This is a genomic window from Streptomyces sp. NPDC045287 (assembly GCF_056432325.1).
The window spans coordinates 33,228-51,304 of the sequence record NZ_JBWKJG010000024.1 but is presented as its reverse complement, the minus strand read 5'-3'; the positions used below and the strand labels follow the sequence as shown (position 1 = coordinate 51,304).

At 74.4% G+C, this 18,077-nt stretch carries 13 protein-coding genes and 1 other RNA gene; 4 read left to right on the top strand and 10 right to left on the bottom strand.

The annotated features are described in order from the left end of the window. The first annotated feature begins 59 nt into the window (after window positions 1-59). Window positions 60-1,445, top strand: coding sequence for an MFS transporter (locus AC07D6_RS29720; RefSeq protein ID WP_479049582.1), 1,386 nt, complete (start codon window positions 60-62; stop codon window positions 1,443-1,445). Window positions 1,446-1,628: 183 nt separating this feature from the next. On the opposite strand, the gene ssrA is transcribed toward AC07D6_RS29720, so the two are convergent. The 5 genes from ssrA to ftsE form a co-directional block, all read right to left on the bottom strand. Beyond that, window positions 1,629-1,998: a transfer-messenger RNA gene (gene ssrA, locus AC07D6_RS29715) on the bottom strand. A 123-nt stretch (window positions 1,999-2,121) separates the two neighbouring features. Further along, window positions 2,122-2,601, bottom strand: a complete 480-nt coding sequence (smpB, locus tag AC07D6_RS29710) for an SsrA-binding protein SmpB (protein ID WP_315876312.1) — start codon at window positions 2,599-2,601, stop codon at window positions 2,122-2,124. A gap of 18 nt (window positions 2,602-2,619) precedes the next feature. Continuing rightward, window positions 2,620-3,834 carry a S41 family peptidase gene (locus AC07D6_RS29705; protein WP_479049580.1) on the bottom strand — a complete coding sequence of 405 codons (1,215 nt, stop codon included), beginning with the start codon at window positions 3,832-3,834 and terminating at the stop codon, window positions 2,620-2,622. 73 nt (window positions 3,835-3,907) lie between these two features. Continuing rightward, a complete protein-coding gene (gene ftsX / locus AC07D6_RS29700) occupies window positions 3,908-4,825 on the bottom strand; it encodes a permease-like cell division protein FtsX (protein ID WP_315876313.1) in 918 nt (305 codons plus the stop codon). 63 nt (window positions 4,826-4,888) lie between these two features. Beyond that, entirely contained in the window at window positions 4,889-5,578 is a 690-nt protein-coding gene (gene ftsE, locus AC07D6_RS29695; RefSeq protein ID WP_028964199.1) for a cell division ATP-binding protein FtsE, read from the bottom strand. Between the two features lie 277 nt (window positions 5,579-5,855). Between ftsE and AC07D6_RS29690 the strand changes: the two genes are divergently transcribed. Next, window positions 5,856-6,050, top strand: coding sequence for a hypothetical protein (locus AC07D6_RS29690; RefSeq protein WP_315876314.1), 195 nt, complete (start codon window positions 5,856-5,858; stop codon window positions 6,048-6,050). Between the two features lie 117 nt (window positions 6,051-6,167). Here the strand turns inward: AC07D6_RS29690 and AC07D6_RS29685 are convergent, their stop codons facing one another. The 5 genes from AC07D6_RS29685 to AC07D6_RS29665 all read right to left on the bottom strand — a co-directional run bounded on the left by AC07D6_RS29685 (window position 6,168) and on the right by AC07D6_RS29665 (window position 12,681). Next, window positions 6,168-7,193, bottom strand: a complete 1,026-nt coding sequence (locus AC07D6_RS29685) for a hypothetical protein (protein WP_479049528.1) — start codon at window positions 7,191-7,193, stop codon at window positions 6,168-6,170. A 360-nt stretch (window positions 7,194-7,553) separates the two neighbouring features. Beyond that, a complete protein-coding gene (locus AC07D6_RS29680) occupies window positions 7,554-7,688 on the bottom strand; it encodes a hypothetical protein (protein WP_479049526.1) in 135 nt (44 codons plus the stop codon). 638 nt (window positions 7,689-8,326) lie between these two features. Beyond that, window positions 8,327-9,439: a peptide chain release factor 2 gene (gene prfB / locus AC07D6_RS29675; protein ID WP_315876317.1), complete on the bottom strand. Its 1,113-nt coding sequence runs from the start codon at window positions 9,437-9,439 to the stop codon at window positions 8,327-8,329. Between the two features lie 80 nt (window positions 9,440-9,519). Beyond that, window positions 9,520-10,779, bottom strand: coding sequence for a serine/threonine-protein kinase (locus AC07D6_RS29670; protein WP_479049523.1), 1,260 nt, complete (start codon window positions 10,777-10,779; stop codon window positions 9,520-9,522). Window positions 10,780-10,953: 174 nt separating this feature from the next. Beyond that, window positions 10,954-12,681, bottom strand: coding sequence for a serine/threonine-protein kinase (locus AC07D6_RS29665; protein ID WP_479049578.1), 1,728 nt, complete (start codon window positions 12,679-12,681; stop codon window positions 10,954-10,956). Window positions 12,682-13,101: 420 nt separating this feature from the next. On the opposite strand from AC07D6_RS29665, the gene AC07D6_RS29660 reads away from it, so the two are divergent. Beyond that, the gene (locus AC07D6_RS29660) at window positions 13,102-16,569 is read left to right on the top strand and encodes an FtsK/SpoIIIE domain-containing protein (protein WP_479049521.1); all 3,468 of its coding nucleotides are present in this window, start codon (window positions 13,102-13,104) and stop codon (window positions 16,567-16,569) included. A 129-nt stretch (window positions 16,570-16,698) separates the two neighbouring features. After that, window positions 16,699-18,075, top strand: a complete 1,377-nt coding sequence (locus AC07D6_RS29655; RefSeq protein ID WP_479049519.1) for an ABC transporter substrate-binding protein — start codon at window positions 16,699-16,701, stop codon at window positions 18,073-18,075. Window positions 18,076-18,077: the final 2 nt, after the last annotated feature.

Genomic DNA, 18,077 nt, shown 5'->3' with positions numbered 1-18,077 from the left:
CCCCCGGCCCCCTGTCCCCGACCCCGTCTTCCTCCGCCTCGCCCCCGACTCCGTCCCCGATTCCGACCCCCTCCACTCCGGCCTCCACCCCGTCCCCGTCTTCGTCCTCCTCCGCCCCGTCCCCGTCCCCGTCTTCGTCCTCCTCCGCCCCGGCCTCCGCTCCCGCGTCCGCCTCCCCGCCCGAGCCGCCCCGCTCCGGCACCCCCGGCGGGCCGCCCCGCCGCCCCCGCAACCCGTACGTCCGCCTCTTCGCCGTGCCCGGTGCGCGCGCGTTCACCGCCGGCAACCTCATCGCGCGCGTGCCGATGGGGATGTTCACCGTCAGCGCGGTCATCATGATCGCCGGCTCGCGCGGCTCGTACGCCCTCGCCGGCGCCGTCACCGCGACCGGTCTCGCCGCGACGGCGGTCGTGGCGCCGTTCACCGCGCGGCTGATCGACCGGTACGGGCAGGCGCGGGTCGCCGTCCCGGCCACGGTGCTCGCCGTGCTCGGGTCGCTGGCCCTGCTGCTGTGCGTCCGCTACGGCGCGCCGGACTGGACCCTGTTCGCCGCGTACGCCGCGACCGCGACGACCCCGAACATCGGCGGCATGTCCCGCGCCCGCTGGGCGCACCTGTACCGCGACGACCCGCGCGCGGCGCACACCGCGAACGCCTTCGAGCAGGCCGTGGACGAGCTGTGCTTCATGACCGGCCCGGTGCTCGCCGCGTTCCTGTGCGCGGCGCTGTTCCCGGAGGCGGGCACCCTGATCGGCGCGGTCCTGCTGCTCGCCGGGATGCTGCTGTTCACCGCGCAGCGCGCGACGGAGCCGCCGGTCGCGCCGCGCGAGGCGGGGCGGCGGGCGCGCTCCCCGCTCCGCACGCCGGGGATGCCCGCGCTGCTGGCGGTGTTCCTGGCGACGGGCGTGATCTTCGGGTCGATGGAGATCGTGACGCTGGCGTTCGTGGACGGCCCGGAGGCCGGTCCGGTCATGGCGCTGCAGGCGTTCGGCTCGTTCCTGGCGGGCCTCGCGTACGGCTCGGCGCGTCCCGCCCCGGACGTGCGGCGGCGGCTGCTGGTGTGCCTGGCGGCGATGACGGCCCTGATGTCGCTGCCGCTGCTGGCGTCCGGCACGGGCTCGCTGCTCGTCCTGGCGGGAGCGCTGCTGCTGGCGGGGATGGCGACGGCGCCCACGATGGTGACCGGCATGTCGCTGGTGCAGCGGCTGACCCCGCCGGGGCAGTTGAACGAGGGCATGACGCTGGCGGTGACGGCCCTGCTGGGCGGGATCTCGGCGGGCGCGGCGACGGGCGGCTGGCTCGTGGAGCGGGCGGGCGCGGGCATCGCGTACGCCCTGCCGGTCGCGGCGGGGGCGCTGGCGCTGGGCCTGGCCGCGGTGGGCGTCCGGCCGCGGGGCCTGCCGCATGCCCCGCGGCACGCCGACGGCGGGACGGCCCCGGACTGACCGCGCGCCCGCGCGGCCCCGAAGACCGCATCGTTGCTCCGAGGGACGCACCGCCGCTGCGAGAGCCGCACTGTCACCCCGAAGACCGCACCGCCGCTCCGAGGGGCGCACCGGGGCGCGATCGCCGGGGCACGGCGAAGGCCCGGCCGCCTTGGGGGCTGCCGGGCCTTCGCCTACATGGGAAAGTGGAGATGGCGGGAATCGAACCCGCGTCCAACGGTGCGGAACCAGGGCTTCTCCGTGTGCAGTCCGCTTCGCTTTTCTCGGCCCCGGAGATCACGCGGACAAGTCTCCGACGGGCTCAGTCACTGTGTGGTTTCCCTCTACGCCCCGTGACCGGGCCTAGAGGTTTAGTTCCCTAGCTGATGCCAGGATCCGGGTCGGGAACAGCCCCGGGCTGACACTTCGCGAGTCGCTACTTAGGCAGCGAGGGCGAAGGAATCGCGCTTGGTGTTGGCGATTATTGGTTTCGGCCTGTGGTTTACGAGATCATGGCCGCTTCCTCGACACGCTTCCCCTGCTTCGACAGCCGCTGTCGAAACCGATCATCCCCATGTTGATTTTTCAAGCCCCCTGGGGGGCGCGCCCCCGCCATGGGGGGCAGATGCCATCGTACGGGATCAACGCGGGACGATGCCAGCGTATTTCCCCGTACGCGTGACCCGCGTCACCCCGCCTACGCGCGCTGGCGGCGGCGGACCGCCGACATGGCGCGCTCGGCCTCGCGGCGGTCCTGCTTCTCGCGCAGGGTCTGCCGCTTGTCGTACTCCTTCTTGCCCCGGGCGAGCGCGACCTCGACCTTGGCCCGGCCGTCCTTGAAGTACAGCGAGAGCGGCACGATCGTGTGCCCCGTCTCCTGCGACTTCGACTCCAGCTTGTCGATCTCGGCACGGTGCAGGAGGAGCTTCCGCTTGCGCCGCGCGCTGTGGTTGGTCCAGGTGCCCTGGCTGTACTCCGGTACGTGGACGTTGTGCAGCCACGCCTCGTGCCCGTCGATCTGCACGAAGCCGTCCACCAGCGAGGCCCGCCCCTGGCGCAGCGACTTCACCTCGGTGCCGGTCAGGACCAGACCGCACTCGTAGGTGTCCAGGATGTGGTAGTCGTGCCGCGCCTTCTTGTTCTGCGCGATCAGCTTGCGCCCTGTTTCCTTAGCCATAGTGCGGCCATTTTCGCACTACGTGCCCGCCCCGAGGCCACTCAATACCGTGCGGGCCCGCTCCTCGGCGCGGGTGGGCGCCGGTACGTCCGGGGGGATGCCGCGCCCGTCGACCCGCGAGCCCGCCGGGGTGCGGTAGTGGCCGACGGTCAGCTCGGCGACCGAGCCGTCGGGAAGGCTGCTGGGCATCTGGACGGAGCCCTTGCCGAAGGTGCGCTCCCCCACCGTCACGGCCCGCCCGCGGTCCTTGAGCGCCCCGGTCAGCAGCTCGGCGGCGCTCATGGTGCCGCCGTCGATCAGCGCGACGACGGGCCTACCCGTGTCGCCGCCCGGCTCGGCGTACAGGGCCTTCTCCTCCCCGTGCACGTCGTACGTGGCGACGAGCCCGCCGTCGAGGAACGCGGACGCGGCGGTGACCGCCTCGGCGACCAGGCCGCCGCCGTTGCCCCGCAGGTCCAGCAGCACCCCGGCACCCGCGGGGGCCCGGTCCACGGCCCTGCGCACCAGGGCGCCGCTGCCCCGCGTGAACGCGCTGACCCGGATCAGCACCACGTCGCCGACCCGCCGCACGGTGACCGCCTCGACGGCGAGCCGGGCGCGGCGCAGCGTCAGCGTCCACGCGCGCGTGCCCCGCTGGACTCGGAGGGCGACCGCGGAACCGGCCTTCGCGCGCGTACCGCCCCCGTCCGCGCGATCGCCGCGCAGCAGGGCGACCACCTCGGCGGCGGTGCGCCCGCGCACGGAGCGGCCGTCGACCGCGCGGAGCCGGTCGCCGGGCCGCAGCCCCGCCCGCTGCGCGGGGCCGCCGCGCTGCACGCGGGCCACCTCGACGTGCCCGTCGGCGGTACGGCGCGCCCACAGGCCGACCCCCGTGTACGACCCGTCGAGGGCGCGCTGGAAGTCCTCGTACTCGCTCCTGTCATAGACGGCGCCCCACCGGTCGCCGCTGCGGCTGACGACCTCCTCGGCGGCCTGCGCGACGGACTTGCCGTCCTCGGCGGCCTCGGCGGCGGCGCGGACCACCTCGTCCCGCACCGCGTCCTCGTCCGTCCGGGGGGCGGGGCGGGCGGGGCCGGCGGAGGGGCCGTTGCGGGCCGCCGTCGACGGGTCGTCGTCGCCGTGCGGCAGGGAGCCGGTGGCGGCGGCCGTCGCCAGGACGGTCGCGAAGATCACGGTCAGGACGGCCCCGCGCCCGATGTGGCGGGGCCGGAGCGAGGACTCGGGACCCGGCATCGACATGCCGCTCACTCTAGGACAAGCGGAAGGCGCCGTACGGGCGTTGCCCGCACGGCACCAGGGGCGCTTGTCACACCTTCAGATACTTGCGCAGCGCGACGGCCGCCGCCAACGACGGCATCAGCAGGCCGATCACGAGGACCAGCGGCAGGACCGAGAACACCGCGTCCCAACCGATGAACTGGACCAGCGGCATCTGCTCCGCCAGCGACAGACCCGCGTCGATCAGGAAGTACCGCCCCACCAGCAGCAGTCCGCAGGCGACCAGGCCGCCCAGCAGTCCGGCGAACGCGGCCTCCATGATGAACGGCATCTGGATGTAGAAGCTGGACGCGCCGACGAGCCGCATGATGCCGGTCTCGCGGCGGCGGCTGAACGCCGACACGCGCACCGTGTTGACGATCAGCATCAGCGCGATCAGCAGCATCAGGCCCATGACGACGAGGGCGGCGACGTTCATGCCGCGCATCATGTTGAACAGGTTCTCCAGGATGCCGCGCTGGTCCTGCACCGAGTGGACGCCGGACCGGCCCGAGAAGGCGGTGGCGACGACCTCGTACTTCTCCGGGTCCTTCAGCTTCACCCGGAACGACTCCTGCATCTGGTCCGGCGTGATGACGCTGGCGATGGCGGTGTCGCCGTACTGCTCCCGGTAGTGCTTGTACGCCTCCTCCGCCGTCTCGTGGTGGACGGTCTCCACGATGTCGAGCTTCTTGAGGTCCGTCTCGATCTGCTCCTTCTGCTGGGCGGTCACGGCGCCCTTGGAGCAGGTCTCGGCCGTCTCCGCGTCGTTCTTGTTGCAGAGGTAGATGGTGACGTTGACCTTGTCGTACCAGAAGTCCTTCATCGCGTTGACCTGCTGGCCCATCAACACCGCGCCGCCGAACAGGGCCAGTGACAGGGCCACGGAGACGATGACGGCGAAGGTCATCGTGAGATTGCGACGGAGGCCGACACCGATCTCCGAGAGTACGAACTGGGCGCGCATCGCGTGCGTAGAGCCTTTCCTTGCCGTGCGTGAAGCCTGCTGCTGCTACTGCCCGCTGGTCGGTCAGTGCTGGTAGCCGTAGACGCCGCGGGCCTGGTCGCGGACGAGACGGCCCTTCTCCAGCTCGATGACGCGCTTGCGCATCTGGTCGACGATGTTCTGGTCGTGCGTCGCCATGACGACGGTGGTGCCCGTGCGGTTGATCTTGTCGAGCAGCTTCATGATGCCCACCGACGTCTGCGGGTCGAGGTTGCCGGTCGGCTCGTCGGCGATCAGCAGCATCGGCCGGTTGACGAACGCGCGCGCGATGGCCACGCGCTGCTGCTCGCCGCCGGACAGCTCGCCCGGCATCCGGTCCTCCTTGCCCGCGAGGCCGACCAGCCCCAGGACCTGGGGGACGGACTTGCGGATCTCGCCGCGGGACTTGCCGATGACCTCCTGCGCGAAGGCCACGTTCTGCGCGACGGTCTTGTTCGGCAGCAACCGGAAGTCCTGGAACACGGTGCCCAGCTGGCGGCGCATGTGCGGCACCTTCCAGTTGGACAGCCGGGCGAGGTCCTTGCCGAGGACGTGCACCGTTCCCGTACTGGCGCGCTCCTCGCGCAGGAGCAGCCGCAGGAAGGTGGACTTTCCGGAGCCGGAGGACCCCACCAGGAAGACGAATTCACCCTTCTCGATCTCCAGGGAGACGTCCCTGAGTGCGGGCTGGTTCTGCTTCGGGTAGGACTTGGAGACGTTGTCGAATCGGATCACGGGTGCACCCACGGTCGGCCGGGAGGAGTAGGTGAGCGTGACCATACGCGAACCGGGATGTCCCGTGCAGGCGCCGGACGGGCTTGCCCGATTTGTCCGGACTGGGGGACTGTGGTAGGCAGTCCTGACCGGCGGGAACACGACGGGGCGCGCCTAAACTCGTGGGACCTGGCACAGTGGGGAGGGGAACGGACGCGTTTCCCTGAGCGTTGTGCGGAGAGAACCGGGTGGACGGTTCGCAGTCCAGCGGCTCCGCCGCGCGGGAGGAGGAGAGCGCATGACCTATGACCGATTGGTGTGCGCCAGCTGCGCCGCGCCCGTGAGCGAGGGCCGCTGCCCCGTCTGCCGGGCGAACCGCGAGCGCATGCAGCAGAGCCCCTGGGGCGCCCTGAGCCCGTCGGCGCTGCTGACGCTCTTCCTGCTCCTGGTGGCGACGGCGGCGGCGCTGGTCGTGGCGCACCAGCCCGCGTAGCGGCCGGTCGCGTACGCAGCTCCCGGTTGTGGAAGGGGCCCGGACACCGTGGGAACGGTGTCCGGGCCCCTTTTCGCGCGCCCGGTCGCCCGGGCTCCGCGCGCTCGGTCCGCGCGCTTAGGCGGCGGTGCGGCCGCCGACCAGGCGCGGCAGCATGCGGAAGCCGATGCCGCCGGCGATCATCGTCGCGGCGCCGATGAGGAGGAACGAGGTCTCGGCGGCGCCGGTCTCCGCCAGCTCCTCCTTGACCTCGCCCTGCTGGACCGGCTGCGAGCCGACGTTGTTGGTGCCCGGGTCGTTGTCGGAGCACTCGGCACCGTCGGCGGTCACGGTGCAGGTGCCGACGTCGCCACCGGTCGAGCCGGAGCCACCGGTGGCCGCGGCACCGCCGGTGGACGCGGCGTCGTCACCACCGGTGGTGCTCGTGGAACCGGTGGAGCCGGTCGTACCCGTGGAACCAGTGGAACCCGTGGTGCCGGTCGAACCCGTGGTGCCCGTCGTACCGGTGGAACCCGTGGTGCCGGTGGTGCCGGTCGTACCCGTGGTGCCGGTCGTACCCGTGGTGCCGGTCGTACCCGTGGTGCCCGTCGTACCGGTGGTGCCCGTCGAGCCCGTGGTGCCAGTGGTGCCGGTCGAACCCGTGGTGCCGGTGGTGCCCGTGGTGCCGTTCGACCCGCCGTTGCCGCCGTTGCCGCCGCTCGTGGTCGCACCACCGTCGGACGACGTACCGCCGCTCGTGGTCGCGCCACCGTCGGACGAGGTGCCACCGCTCGTGGTCGCGCCACCGTCGGACGACGTACCACCACTGGTGGTGGCAGCACCGCCGCTCGTGGTCGCGCCACCGTCGGACGACGTGCCACCACTCGTGGTCGTCGCACCACCAGTCGTGGTCACGCCACCGTCGACCGTCGTGCCACCGCTCGTGGTCGTCGCACCGCCACTCGTGGTCGTACCGCCGCTCGTGACCGGGTCCGGGACGGTGTTGTCGTCACAGGTGGAGTCGACCGGAGAGCACGCATCGGTCGTGAAGCCGAGATCGATGCCCGCCGCCTGGGCGGCTCCAGCCGCGGTCAGGGACGCGCCCGCGGCGATCACCGCGCCAGCGGCTATCCGCGCGACCCTGATCCGCATCTTCTTGGTCATAAAGCTGCTACCCCCAGTAGCTGTTCTGTCAGTGGAGCAGCGCACCGGGGCCAGGACAGGAGGGCCGCGACGTTACTGGACCAGCCCCCGTTCACACGCGCCCCAGATCCGCGCATGCCGCGCCCCAGACTTTCGGCTTTTCAAGGGGGCGTCAAGGACGTTGCGTCGCCTAAGGGTTGAGACAACACCATTTGCCTGCTATGCGGGCATGCATCTGTGACGTAAACGCGAAACGCCGTACTGAAGTGGGCGATTGCCTTATCGATAAAGCCATGGCGGGAATCTCCGTGCGACCCGCATGGGGCGATGGTCATCCGTCCGCGGTCGTCCGGACAGACCGTCGAACGAAACACCTCAACCTCAGTGCCCCGACGCGGTGCTCGGGTCGTTGCAGAGCGCCTGGGCGTCGACCTGCGCCCTGGTCACCACGTCGCCGTCCGGAGTGAGGTGCTCGCCCGCCTCCAACTCGGCTCCTTCGAGGCGCGACGGAGCCACCCAATCGGCTCGGCCCGGGTCCGGTTTCCCGTTGACGAGCTTCCGTGACCCCGACGTGGAAGCCGTCCGGAAGCTTCTCCTTGAGGGGCTCGTCCTCCTTCAGGAAGTCGACCTTGGCACCCACCACGAAGACGCCGGTCCCTGCACCCTTTGATGCCGGGCGAGTCGCGCGTCACAAGGTCTCGAAGCCGTCGCCGCTCTCACCCGGCGCGTTCACGTAGATGTCCGCGCCGTACACCTCGCGGGACGGGCAGAGGGGTGGGCGACCACCACGTTCCCGGCCCAGTCCGAACGGAAGCCGAAATCCGGCGAGCGGGGTTCCTGTGCGAGCACACGTCCGGTGAGTGCCGGCGCCGCCGGAGAGCCGCACACCACACCCGGACGGAACGCCCTGCCCATGGACACCAGTAGCCACCACCCTCCAGGTCGGCCTCGATCTCGTAGCCATGGGCGCGGGGATCCACTCGTACCGGTTGCCGCCTCCGCCGCTCGGTGCGGGATCGACGGGTGGGATCGGTGTGCTCGGGAGGGGGACCCGCGTTCGGGGACGCGCGGGCCCCGGCGTCGCGCGGGTACGCGTGTGGCGCGGCGCCGCGCCCCGGTGGGGGTGCGGCGCCGGTCGTGCGGGGGAGGGAGGGTTACTTCTCCTGCTCCTGCTGCTTGCGCCAGCGGATGCCCGCCTCCAGGAAGGCGTCGATCTCGCCGTCGAGGACGGCCTGCGGGTTGCCGACCTCGTGTTCCGTGCGCAGGTCCTTGACCATCTGGTACGGGTGCAGGACGTACGAGCGCATCTGGTTGCCCCAGGAGCTGCCGCCGTCGCCCTTGAGGGCGTCCATCTTGGCGCGCTCCTCCTGGCGCTGGCGCTCCAGGAGGCGGGCCTGGAGGACGCGCATCGCGGACGCCTTGTTCTGGATCTGCGACTTCTCGTTCTGGCAGGACACGACCACGCCGGTCGGGAGGTGCGTGATGCGGACGGCGGAGTCCGTCGTGTTGACGGACTGGCCTCCGGGGCCGGAGGACCGGTACACGTCGATGCGGAGCTCGTTCTCCGGGATCTCGATGTGGTCGGTCTGCTCGACGACCGGCAGCACCTCGACGCCCGCGAAGGACGTCTGGCGGCGGCCCTGGTTGTCGAACGGGGAGATGCGGACCAGGCGGTGCGTGCCCTGCTCGACGGAGAGCGTGCCGTACGCGTACGGGGCGTGCACGACGAACGTGGTCGACTTGATGCCGGCCTCCTCCGCGTACGACGTCTCGTAGATCTCGGTCTTGTAGTCGTGCCGCTCGGCCCAGCGGAGGTACATGCGCTGCAGGCGCTCCGCGAAGTCCGAGGCGTCGACGCCGCCGGCCTCGGCGCGGATGGTGACGAGGGCCTCGCGCTCGTCGTACTCGCCGGACAGGAGCGTGCGGACCTCCATCTCGTCGAGGGCCTTGCGGACCGCGGTGAGCTCCGCCTCGGCCTCGGCGAGGGTGTCCGGGTCGTCCTCGGCCTCGGCGAGCTCGAACAGCACCGCGAGGTCGTCGATCCGGCCGCGCAGGGACTCCGCCTTGCGCACCTCGGCCTGGAGGTGCGAGAGCCTGCTGGTGATCTTCTGTGCCGCCTCGGGGTCGTCCCACAGGGACGGCGCGGCCGCCTGCTCCTCGAGCACGGCGATGTCTGCCCTCATCTTGTCGAGGTCGAGGACCGCCTCGATGGACCCCATGGTCGAGGTGAGGGACTTCAGCTCTTCGGATACGTCGACGACTGCCACGGGTCCAGCGTAACGGCTGGCCGCGACAGTCCCCTCCCCCGAGGGCGGCGGACCGCTCCCCGGGGGCCCGCGCCCGGGGGTCAGGGCCGGGCGGGGACGGTGTCCGGGACGGTCTCGGGGGCGGACCGCCGGGAGTCCTGGGGCGGCGCCTCCGTGTCGTCACCACCCGCCGCGAACCAGCCGCCGACACCCGCCGCGGCGACCAGGGCGGCGCCCGCGACGGAGAGCGCCAGGCGGCGCCTGCGGACGGCGGACGGCTTGTTGCGGGCCGAGCCGGGGCGGCGCTGGCCGGGGGCGCGCGGGGCGCGGGCGGTGCCGAGGGGGCCGCCGGACAGCTCGTCGGGGCCGGGGACGCGCATCGACGTGTGGGTGTCGCGGCTGGAGTCCGCGAAGGAGCCGGGGACCAGCGGGACGGCGGCGCGGCGCGGACCGCTCGGCAGGGTCGGGTACGGGTCGTCCTCGTACGGCTCCGAGGGCGGCTCGGCGCCCGGTTCGTCCACCTCCAGGGGCGGCATGTGCGCGACGAGCGGCGCCAGGTCGTGGAGGCGGGCGGCGAGCTCGGAGGCGCGCAGCCGGGAGGCGGGCGCCTTGGCCAGGCACTGGACGATCAACTGCCACAGCTCGTCCGGGATGCCGGGCAGCGGGACGACCGTCTCGGTGACGTGGCGGCGCAGGACGGCGCCCGGGTGCCCGCCGCCGAACGGGGTGAACCCCGCCAGCAGCTCGTACAGGACGGTGGCGAGCGCGTAGATGTCGACGGCGGCGCGCGGCGGCAGGCCCTCGACGATCTCGGGGGCCAGGTAGTCGGGGGTGCCGATGATGCGGTTGGCGCGGGTGCGGCCCGGAGTGTCGATCAGCTTGGCGACGCCGAAGTCGGTGAGGAGGGCGGGGTGGGCGCCGCCCGGGCCGAGCGGGCCCTCCATGTCGAGCAGGATGTTCTCCGGCTTGACGTCCCGGTGGACGACTCCGGCGGCGTGCGCGGCGGCGAGGCCCTCGGCGACGTCCGCGACGACGGCGACGGCCGCGGCGGGCGCGAGGCGGCGCTCGCGGTCGAGGCGGCTGCGCAGGTCGGTGCCGCGGACGAGGTCCATGACCAGGGCCAGGTCGTTGCCGTCGACGACCAGGTCGCGCACGGCCACCACCCTCGGGTGTTCGAGCCCGAGCAGGGCGGTGCGCTCCTGGACGAAGCGACCGACGAGTTCCTGGTCCGAGGCGAGATCCTCGCGCAGCAGCTTGATGGCGACGGGGCCCTCCGGGCCCTCTCCGAGCCACACCGTGCCGGCGCTGCCCCGGCCCAGGATCTGGTGAGCCGTGTACCGGCTGCCGATTTTCCGTGCCAAGACTGCTCCCTCAGCGGCTGGCGTTCCCGACCAAGTTACGCGGGCCGGGGCACCGGCACTCGCACAGGCGCGGAAATCACCCCTCCGAAGTCGACAAAGCGACAGGGTCGGCGTGCGCCGGGGCGGTGGAGCGACCCGCGCCGGAGCGGCCGGGGGCCGTCCCGGCGCGGGGGCTCACTGCTGCACCGGGGTGCTCGGGGGCTCCGTACCGCCGCTCAGCTCGGAGATCCAGTCGCTGATGGAGGAGACGGCGTCGCCGATGGCCTGCCAGTACCCCTTGCCCTGGGCGATCCAGTCCTGGAGCGGTGTCAGCTCCCAGATGAGCCAGCCGGCCACGACGAACAGCACGATCGTGAACAGGCAGCCCTTGAGGCAGCCCAGGCCGGGGATGCGCATCGGGTTGGCGCTGCGCTGCCGGGGCGCGCGGGGCGCGGGCTGCGGCGGCTGGGGCTGCTGGGGCGCCTGCGGCTGGGGGGCGTACTGCTGCCGGGGCGGCTGCGGCGCCGGGGCGTACTGGCGGCGCGACTGCGGCCGGGGCTGTGGCTGTGGCGGCTGGGGCCGGGGCGGCGGCTGCTGCGGGGCGTACTGCTGCTGCGGGGGCTGCTGCCCGTACTGCTGCGGCGGACGGTTCCGGGGCGGCTGCTGGGGCTGGGGGGGCTGCTGGGGCCGGCGCGGGGGGCGGCGGCGCAGCGGGTCCTCGGCGGGGTCGAGGTACTGGACCTGGGTCTGCTCGTTGCGGTCCCGGGCGGCGCGCAACTGCGTCTGCCACGGGTGCGGCTCCTCCGGCTGCGGTACGGGCGGCATGACCGCGGTCGGGTCGGCGGCGCCGCCCGGCCCCCCGGCGCCGGCACCGGGGCCGGTCTGCGGGAGGACGCTGGTCGCGGCCGCCGGGTCGTACTGGGAGGCGCCCCGGCCGGTGTTCGGGAGGACCTGGGTGGCGTCAGAGGCGCCGGGGGCGTCCGGCGCCGGGGTGCCGGGGACGGGCGCGGGCGACGGGTCGGGGGCGAGCAGGGCGCCGACGCCCTCGGCCGCCTCGATCTCCGCGACGGTCGCGTGCACGCCGATGCCGGCGGCGACCGTGCGCAGCGCGCGGGCCAGGTTCTCCGCGCCGGGGCGGCGGTCGGGGTCCTTGCTGAGGCAGCGCTCGATGACCGTCCACAGCGGGGCGGGCACCGTGGAGGGGCGGCGGGGCTCCTCGCTGAGGTGCCGGTGCAGGATCTCCAGCGCCGTGCCGCCCCCGAACGGGGGACGGCCGGTGACCAGCTCGTACAGCATGATGCCGGCGCCGTAGACGTCCACGGCGGAGGTCTGCGGGCGGCCCTCGGCGGACTCCGGCGCGACGTACGCGGGCGTGCCGACGAACTCGTGGGTGCGGGTCAGGCCCGGGGAGTCGGCGAGGCGGGCGATGCCGAAGTCGGTGAGCATCGGGTGCATCCGCCCGTCCCGCTCGGCGAGCAGGACGTTCGCCGGCTTGAGGTCGCGGTGCACGATGCCGTCGGCGTGGCTGGCGGCGAGCGCGTCGGCGACCTGGGCCATGAGCAGGGCGGCGGCGACCGGGGTGAGGGGGCCGTTCTCGCGGATGTAGCGGTGCAGGTCCGGGCCGTCGACGAGGTCCATGACGAGGGCGAGGAGGTCGCCCTCGACCACCAGGTCGCGGGTGCGGACGATGTTGGGGTGGGTGAGGCGCAGGAGGACGGAGCGCTCCCGCAGGAAGCGCATCACGACGTCCGGGTCGTTCGCGAGCTCCTCCTTGAGGACCTTGATCGCGACGGTCTCGCCGGGCTGGCCCGGCACGGCCGCCTCGGCGCCCGCCGCCTCCCTCTGGCGGGCACGCCAGACGGTGCCCGTGGCGCCGCGTCCGAGCGGCTGCTCGAGCAGGTACTTGCTGCCGACTGGCCGCACGGTCATGCGCTCCCTGCGATCGTGGTCCGAAGCTTGCGTCCGACCCACTCTAGTGCCGTTCCGCTTCCTTCGATTTTTCTTCGTTTTCCGTTCGAACGTCCTGTCGTCGGGCGGGACGGAAGGAAAGACGTACGGCCGGGGCGTCCGGTTGCCCGGGGCGCAGATGCGACCAGGGTGGGCGCAAACCGGCGTTTCCCCGGGCGGGCAGGGAATATCAAGATCATTTTTTGCCGGTCGGCGGGCACCGTGTCAGTGGCAGGTGGGAGGATGCACCTGCGCGGCGCACCGCGGGGCCGGGAGCCTCCGGGACGGGCCGTGCCGACCTGTACCGGACGACGTGTCCGCGCGCGGGCGGTGGGGACGCCGAGGGTCTGTCCCCCCGCTGCCGGGCGCGTCGCGCAGAAGGGACCGCTGACCGCGATGCAGATCCGGCTGACCGTCCTCGCGGCGCCGCCCGGCGGGCAGACCGCACGGCGCGCCTGCGACGTGCTCGTCACCGCCCCCGCCGGCACCGCGCTGGCCGCCGTGGCGTCCGGCGTCGCCGCCGCCGTGGCGGGACCGGACGGCGCGGCGGGCACGGGCCCCGTCGTGCTGTACGCCGGGCGCGAACGGCTCGACCTCCAGCGCTGCGCCCTGGGCGAGCCGCCCCTCGTCGACGGGGCGGTGCTGGCGCTCCAGGTCCCCGCGGAGGACGCGGTGGCCCCCGGCGGCGCGGTCGCGCGGCTGCACGTCGTGGCGGGCCCGGACGCGGGCGGGGTGCACCTCCTGCACCCCGGACACGTCCGCGTCGGCCGCTCCGCCGACGCGGACGTCCCGCTGGACGACCCCGACGTGTCGCGGCTCCACTGCGAGGTCACGGTCGGCGGGGACGGCCGCGTGACGGTCGCGGACCTGGGCTCGACGAACGGTACGGCGCTGGACGGCCGCCCGGTCGGCGCCCGGCCCGTCCGCCTGCCCGCCGGGGCGCTGCTCCGGGTCGGCGAGTCGGCCCTGCGCCTGTCCGCGGGCGCGGACACCGCCCCGCTGCCCACGGCCCCGGACGGCGAGGGCCACGTACGCGTCGCGCGCGCGGCGGCCCCGGCGGACGGGGCGGACGACGGCCACGCGCGTCCGGGCGCCCCCGGCGCGGGCCGGGACGGCACCCGCACGGCCTCGGACGCACCCGTCGCCCCCGCCGCGGACCCGGCTCGCGCGGGCTTCCCGGCCGGTGCGGGCGAGGGCCCCGCGCGAAACGCCCGCGGCGGCCCCGGGGACGGCGGATACGGCCCCGCCGGCGGCGGGACCGTGAGCACCCGCGGCGCGGCCGGGCCGTACGACGGCTCACCGGGGCCGTACGGACGCGCCGGCGACGGCCTCCCCGACGGGACGGGCCCCGGCCTCCCGGGCACAACCCACGACTTCCCGAGCAGGACAGTCCACGGCCTGGGCCACGGCCTTCCGAAGGGGACGGGTCACGGCCTCCCGGGCGGGACCGCCCACGGCCACGCGCGCGGGGACGCCCCGGACGCCGCCCGCGCGGGCGCCCCGGACGGCTCCGGCCACGGCACCGCCGGGGCCTACGCCGGGATGGCGCGCGACCAGAGCGGCGCCGGCGGCACCCCGGCCCGGGGCACCCGCGTGCCGGAGACGCCCGCCCGGCGGCGCGGGATAGGCGCATGGGCCCGGCGGCTCGCCGGGGCGCGCGGCGAGCAGGCGGACCCGGGCGCCGGCGGCGCGCGCACCGGGACCGGCGTACCGGACTCGCCGCGCGGGCCCGGCGCCGAGGCGTGGCCCGACCCGGCCGCCGTACTGCTGACCGCCCTCGGGCCCGGCCCGCGGCTCTGGGAGCGGACGCCCGGACACCCCGAGGCGCTCGCGGTGCGGCTCGGCACGACGGACCGGGCCGACCTCGCGGCCGTGCCCGTCACGGTCGGGTTGCGCGAGGCCGGGGCGCTGGGCCTGGCCGGGCCGCGCGCCCGGCTCCTGGGCCTGGCCCGCTCGGTCGTGGCCCAACTGGCCGCCCTGCACGCCCCGGCGGACCTGGAGATCGTGCTGATCAGCGCCGACCGGACCCGCCCCCTGGAGGAGCGCCGCCGCGACTGGGCGTGGCTCGGCTGGTTGCCGCACGTCCGCCCCGCGCACGGCCAGGACTGCCGGCTGCTCCTCGCGTACGACCGGGACCAGGCCGCCGCGCGGGCCGCGGAGCTGACCCGGCGGCTGGACGACGGGCCGCTCGGCCCCGGCTGGGCGGAGGCCGGCCTCATCGCTCGGGCCGGGGAGGGCTCCCCGGCGGTCGCCGGGGCGGCGGGGCGGTTCCACCGGGCGCACCTGGCGGGTACGGCCCCGGGGCCGTACACGGTGGTGGTCGTCGACGGCGACCCGGGCACCGCCGCGCTGCGCGAGACGGCCGCGCGGCTGGCGGGCGTGGGCGCGGCGGCCGGCATCCACCTGGTGTGCCTGGTGGAGACGGCGCCCGCGACGGCGGTGTTCCCGGCCGCGGCGGTGTACGAGGAGGCGTGCGCGGCGGCGCCCGCGTTCCGGGAGTGCGGCGCGGTCGGCCTGCTCACAGGCGACGTGGCGTCGGCGCTGCGGGTGCTGCGGACGGCGGGCGGCCAACCGGCGGGCCACGGCACGGTCGCGGTGGTCGACGCGGTGTCGCCGGCGTGGGCGGAGCGGTTCGCCCGGGCGCTGGCGCCGCTGCGCGCGGAGGGACCCGAGCGGCGCGGGCGGGGCGCGGCCGTGGCGCTGCCCCGGTCGTCGCGCCTGCTCGACGAGTTGGAGCTGGCGAGGGCCACGCCCGCGTCGCTGATGGCCCGCTGGGCGTCCGCCCCGGACGGCACGGCGGTGCTGGGCGCGGGCCCGCGCGGCCCGGTCGGCGTGGACCTGACGGGCGCCGACGGGCCGCACCTGCTGATCGAGGGCCCGGCGGGAAGCGGCCGTACGGAGCTGCTGCGCTCCGTCGCGGCGTCGCTCGCCGCCGCGTCGCGGCCCGATCGGCTCGGGCTGTTGCTGGTGGACGGCGCGGGCGGCGAGCGGGGCGACGGCCTCGGCCCGTGCACCGACCTGCCGCACGTCACGGAGCACCTCGTCGCGTCCGACCCGGTGCGGATGCGGGCGTTCGCGCAGGCGCTCGGCGCCGAGCTGAAGCGGCGCGCGGAGCTGCTGGGCCACGAGGGGTTCACCGACTGGTCCGCGCGCGGCGACGGCCGCCCGGACGCCCCGCCCGCCGACCGGACCGTCCCCGAGCAGCGCGGCGCCCGGGAGCAGCACGGCGGCGACCTGGACCCCGCGTCCGGCCGTACGCTGCGGCTGCGCCCCGCCGCGGGCGCCGGGCGGGGCGGGGGTGAGGCGCCCGCGGCGCCGTTGCCCCGGCTCGTCGTGCTGGTCGACGATCTGGACGCGCTGGTCGCGCCCGCGCTCGGCAGCCCGGGCCGCCCGGCGGCCGGGTCGGTCGTACGGGCGCTGGAGGCCGTGGCGCGGGACGGGGAGCGGCTGGGCGTCCACCTGGTCGCGGCGACGGCGCACCCGGACCGCACGGCCGGCACGGAGCCGGACCGCCGGGCGCGGACGCGGGTCGTGCTGGACGCGCCGCCGGTGTCGCCGGGCCCGGAGGACCCGGCGCCGGGCCGGGGCCGGGTGCGCCACGCCGACGGGCGGGTGACGCCGTTCCAGGCGGGCCGTGTGACCGGGCGGATCCCGCGCACGGCGACGCTGCGCCCCACCGTCGTCCCGTTGGAGTGGGAGCGCATGGGCGACCCGCCGGCCCGCCGTCCCGTACGGGAGTTGGGCAACGGGCCGACGGACCTGGCGCTGCTGGCCAGCGCCCTGGACCGGGCGGCCCGCTCGGTCGGCGCGGCGCCCGTACCGCCGCTCGTACCCGTGTCCGATGCCACCGGGCCGGTGCGCTGACGGCACGTCACGAGCGCATCACGATCGTGGAGGAGGGGCGGAAGGCGGTATTGCGGCCCTCCGGTACCCGGCGTAGACCAGAGCGAAAGGGACGACAGGGACGACGCACACAGGAGAAACGGGGCAGTGATGCGCACAACTCCGCGCAAACGCCGGACCGTCGGGGCCTTCGCGGCCATCGGGGCCCTGGCGCTCGCTCTCGCCGGCTGCGGCGGCGACGGCGGTGGCGAGGGCGGCTCCGGAGGGGACGCGAGCGGCAAGGCCACCGCGCCGACCGTCCGGTTACCGAAGCTGGACGGGCAGCAGCTCCAGGTCGTGGCCGTGTGGACGGGGCCGGAGCAGGAGGCGTTCACCAAGGTCCTGAAGGAGTTCGAGAAGCGCACCGGCGCGCGCGTCTCGTACGTGCCGACGCAGGACGCGATGCTCAACTACATCGGCACGAAGATCGCCGGTGGCTCGCCGCCCGACGTGGCGATGCTCCAGCAGGTCGGCGCGCTCCAGCAGGCCGTCGAGCGGAAGTGGGCGAAACCGGTGGGCGCCGAGACGAAGGCGCAGCTCGCGAAGAACTACTCCCAGGGCTGGCGGGACCTCGGCGCCGTGGACGGCACGCAGTACGGCGTGTACTTCAAGGCCGCCAACAAGTCGCTGATCTGGTACAACACGGCGGTCTTCGAGAACGCCGGCGCGTCCGAGCCGAAGACGTGGAAGGACCTGCTGACCACCGCCGAGACGATCTCCGCGTCCGGCGTCACGCCCGTGTCGGTCGGCGGCGCGGACGGCTGGACGCTGACGGACTGGTTCGAGAACGTCTACCTGTCGCAGGCCGGCCCGGACAAGTACGACCAGTTGGCGAAGCACCAGATCAAGTGGACCGACCCGTCGGTGGCTCGGGCCCTCACCACCCTCGCCGACCTCTTCGGGAAGCCGAACCTGATCGCGGGCGGTGCGGCCGGGGCACTCCAGACGGAGTTCCCGACGTCGGTGACGCAGACGTTCACCGGTGGGGACCAGCCGAAGGCGGCGATGGTCTTCGAGGGCGACTTCGTGTCGATCAACATCGCCCAGACCGAGGCGGAGCTCGGCACGGACGCGAAGGTGTTCCCGTTCCCGGCCGTGGACGGCGGGGAGCCGCCCGTGGTGACCGGCGGGGACGTGGCGGTGGCGCTGACGGACAAGCCGGCGTCGCAGGCGCTGCTGACGTTCCTCGCGTCGCCGGACGCGGCGGCGATCTGGGCCGCGGAGGGCGGGTTCATCTCGCCCAACAAGTCGCTGGACACGGCCGCGTACCCGAACGACGTGCAGCGCGGCATCGCGAAGGCGCTGATCGACGCCGGCGACGACTTCCGCTTCGACATGTCGGACCAGATGCCGCAGTCGTTCGGCGGCACGCCCGGCAAGGGCGAGTGGAAGGCGCTCCAGGACTTCCTGAAGAACCCGAAGGACGTCGCGGGGACGCAGGCGCGCCTGGAGGCGGACGCGGCCAAGGCCTACGAGAACGGGAGCTGACG

Coding starts and splice junctions, on each gene's coding strand:
- smpB (WP_315876312.1), bottom strand. CDS start 2,601: ATGGCTAAGGAAACAGGGCGCAAGCTGATCGCGCAGAACAAGAAGGCG.
- AC07D6_RS29655 (WP_479049519.1), top strand. CDS start 16,699: ATGCGCACAACTCCGCGCAAACGCCGGACCGTCGGGGCCTTCGCGGCC.
- AC07D6_RS29685 (WP_479049528.1), bottom strand. CDS start 7,193: ATGACCAAGAAGATGCGGATCAGGGTCGCGCGGATAGCCGCTGGCGCG.
- AC07D6_RS29660 (WP_479049521.1), top strand. CDS start 13,102: ATGCAGATCCGGCTGACCGTCCTCGCGGCGCCGCCCGGCGGGCAGACC.
- AC07D6_RS29705 (WP_479049580.1), bottom strand. CDS start 3,834: ATGCCGGGTCCCGAGTCCTCGCTCCGGCCCCGCCACATCGGGCGCGGG.
- AC07D6_RS29690 (WP_315876314.1), top strand. CDS start 5,856: ATGACCTATGACCGATTGGTGTGCGCCAGCTGCGCCGCGCCCGTGAGC.
- ftsX (WP_315876313.1), bottom strand. CDS start 4,825: ATGCGCGCCCAGTTCGTACTCTCGGAGATCGGTGTCGGCCTCCGTCGC.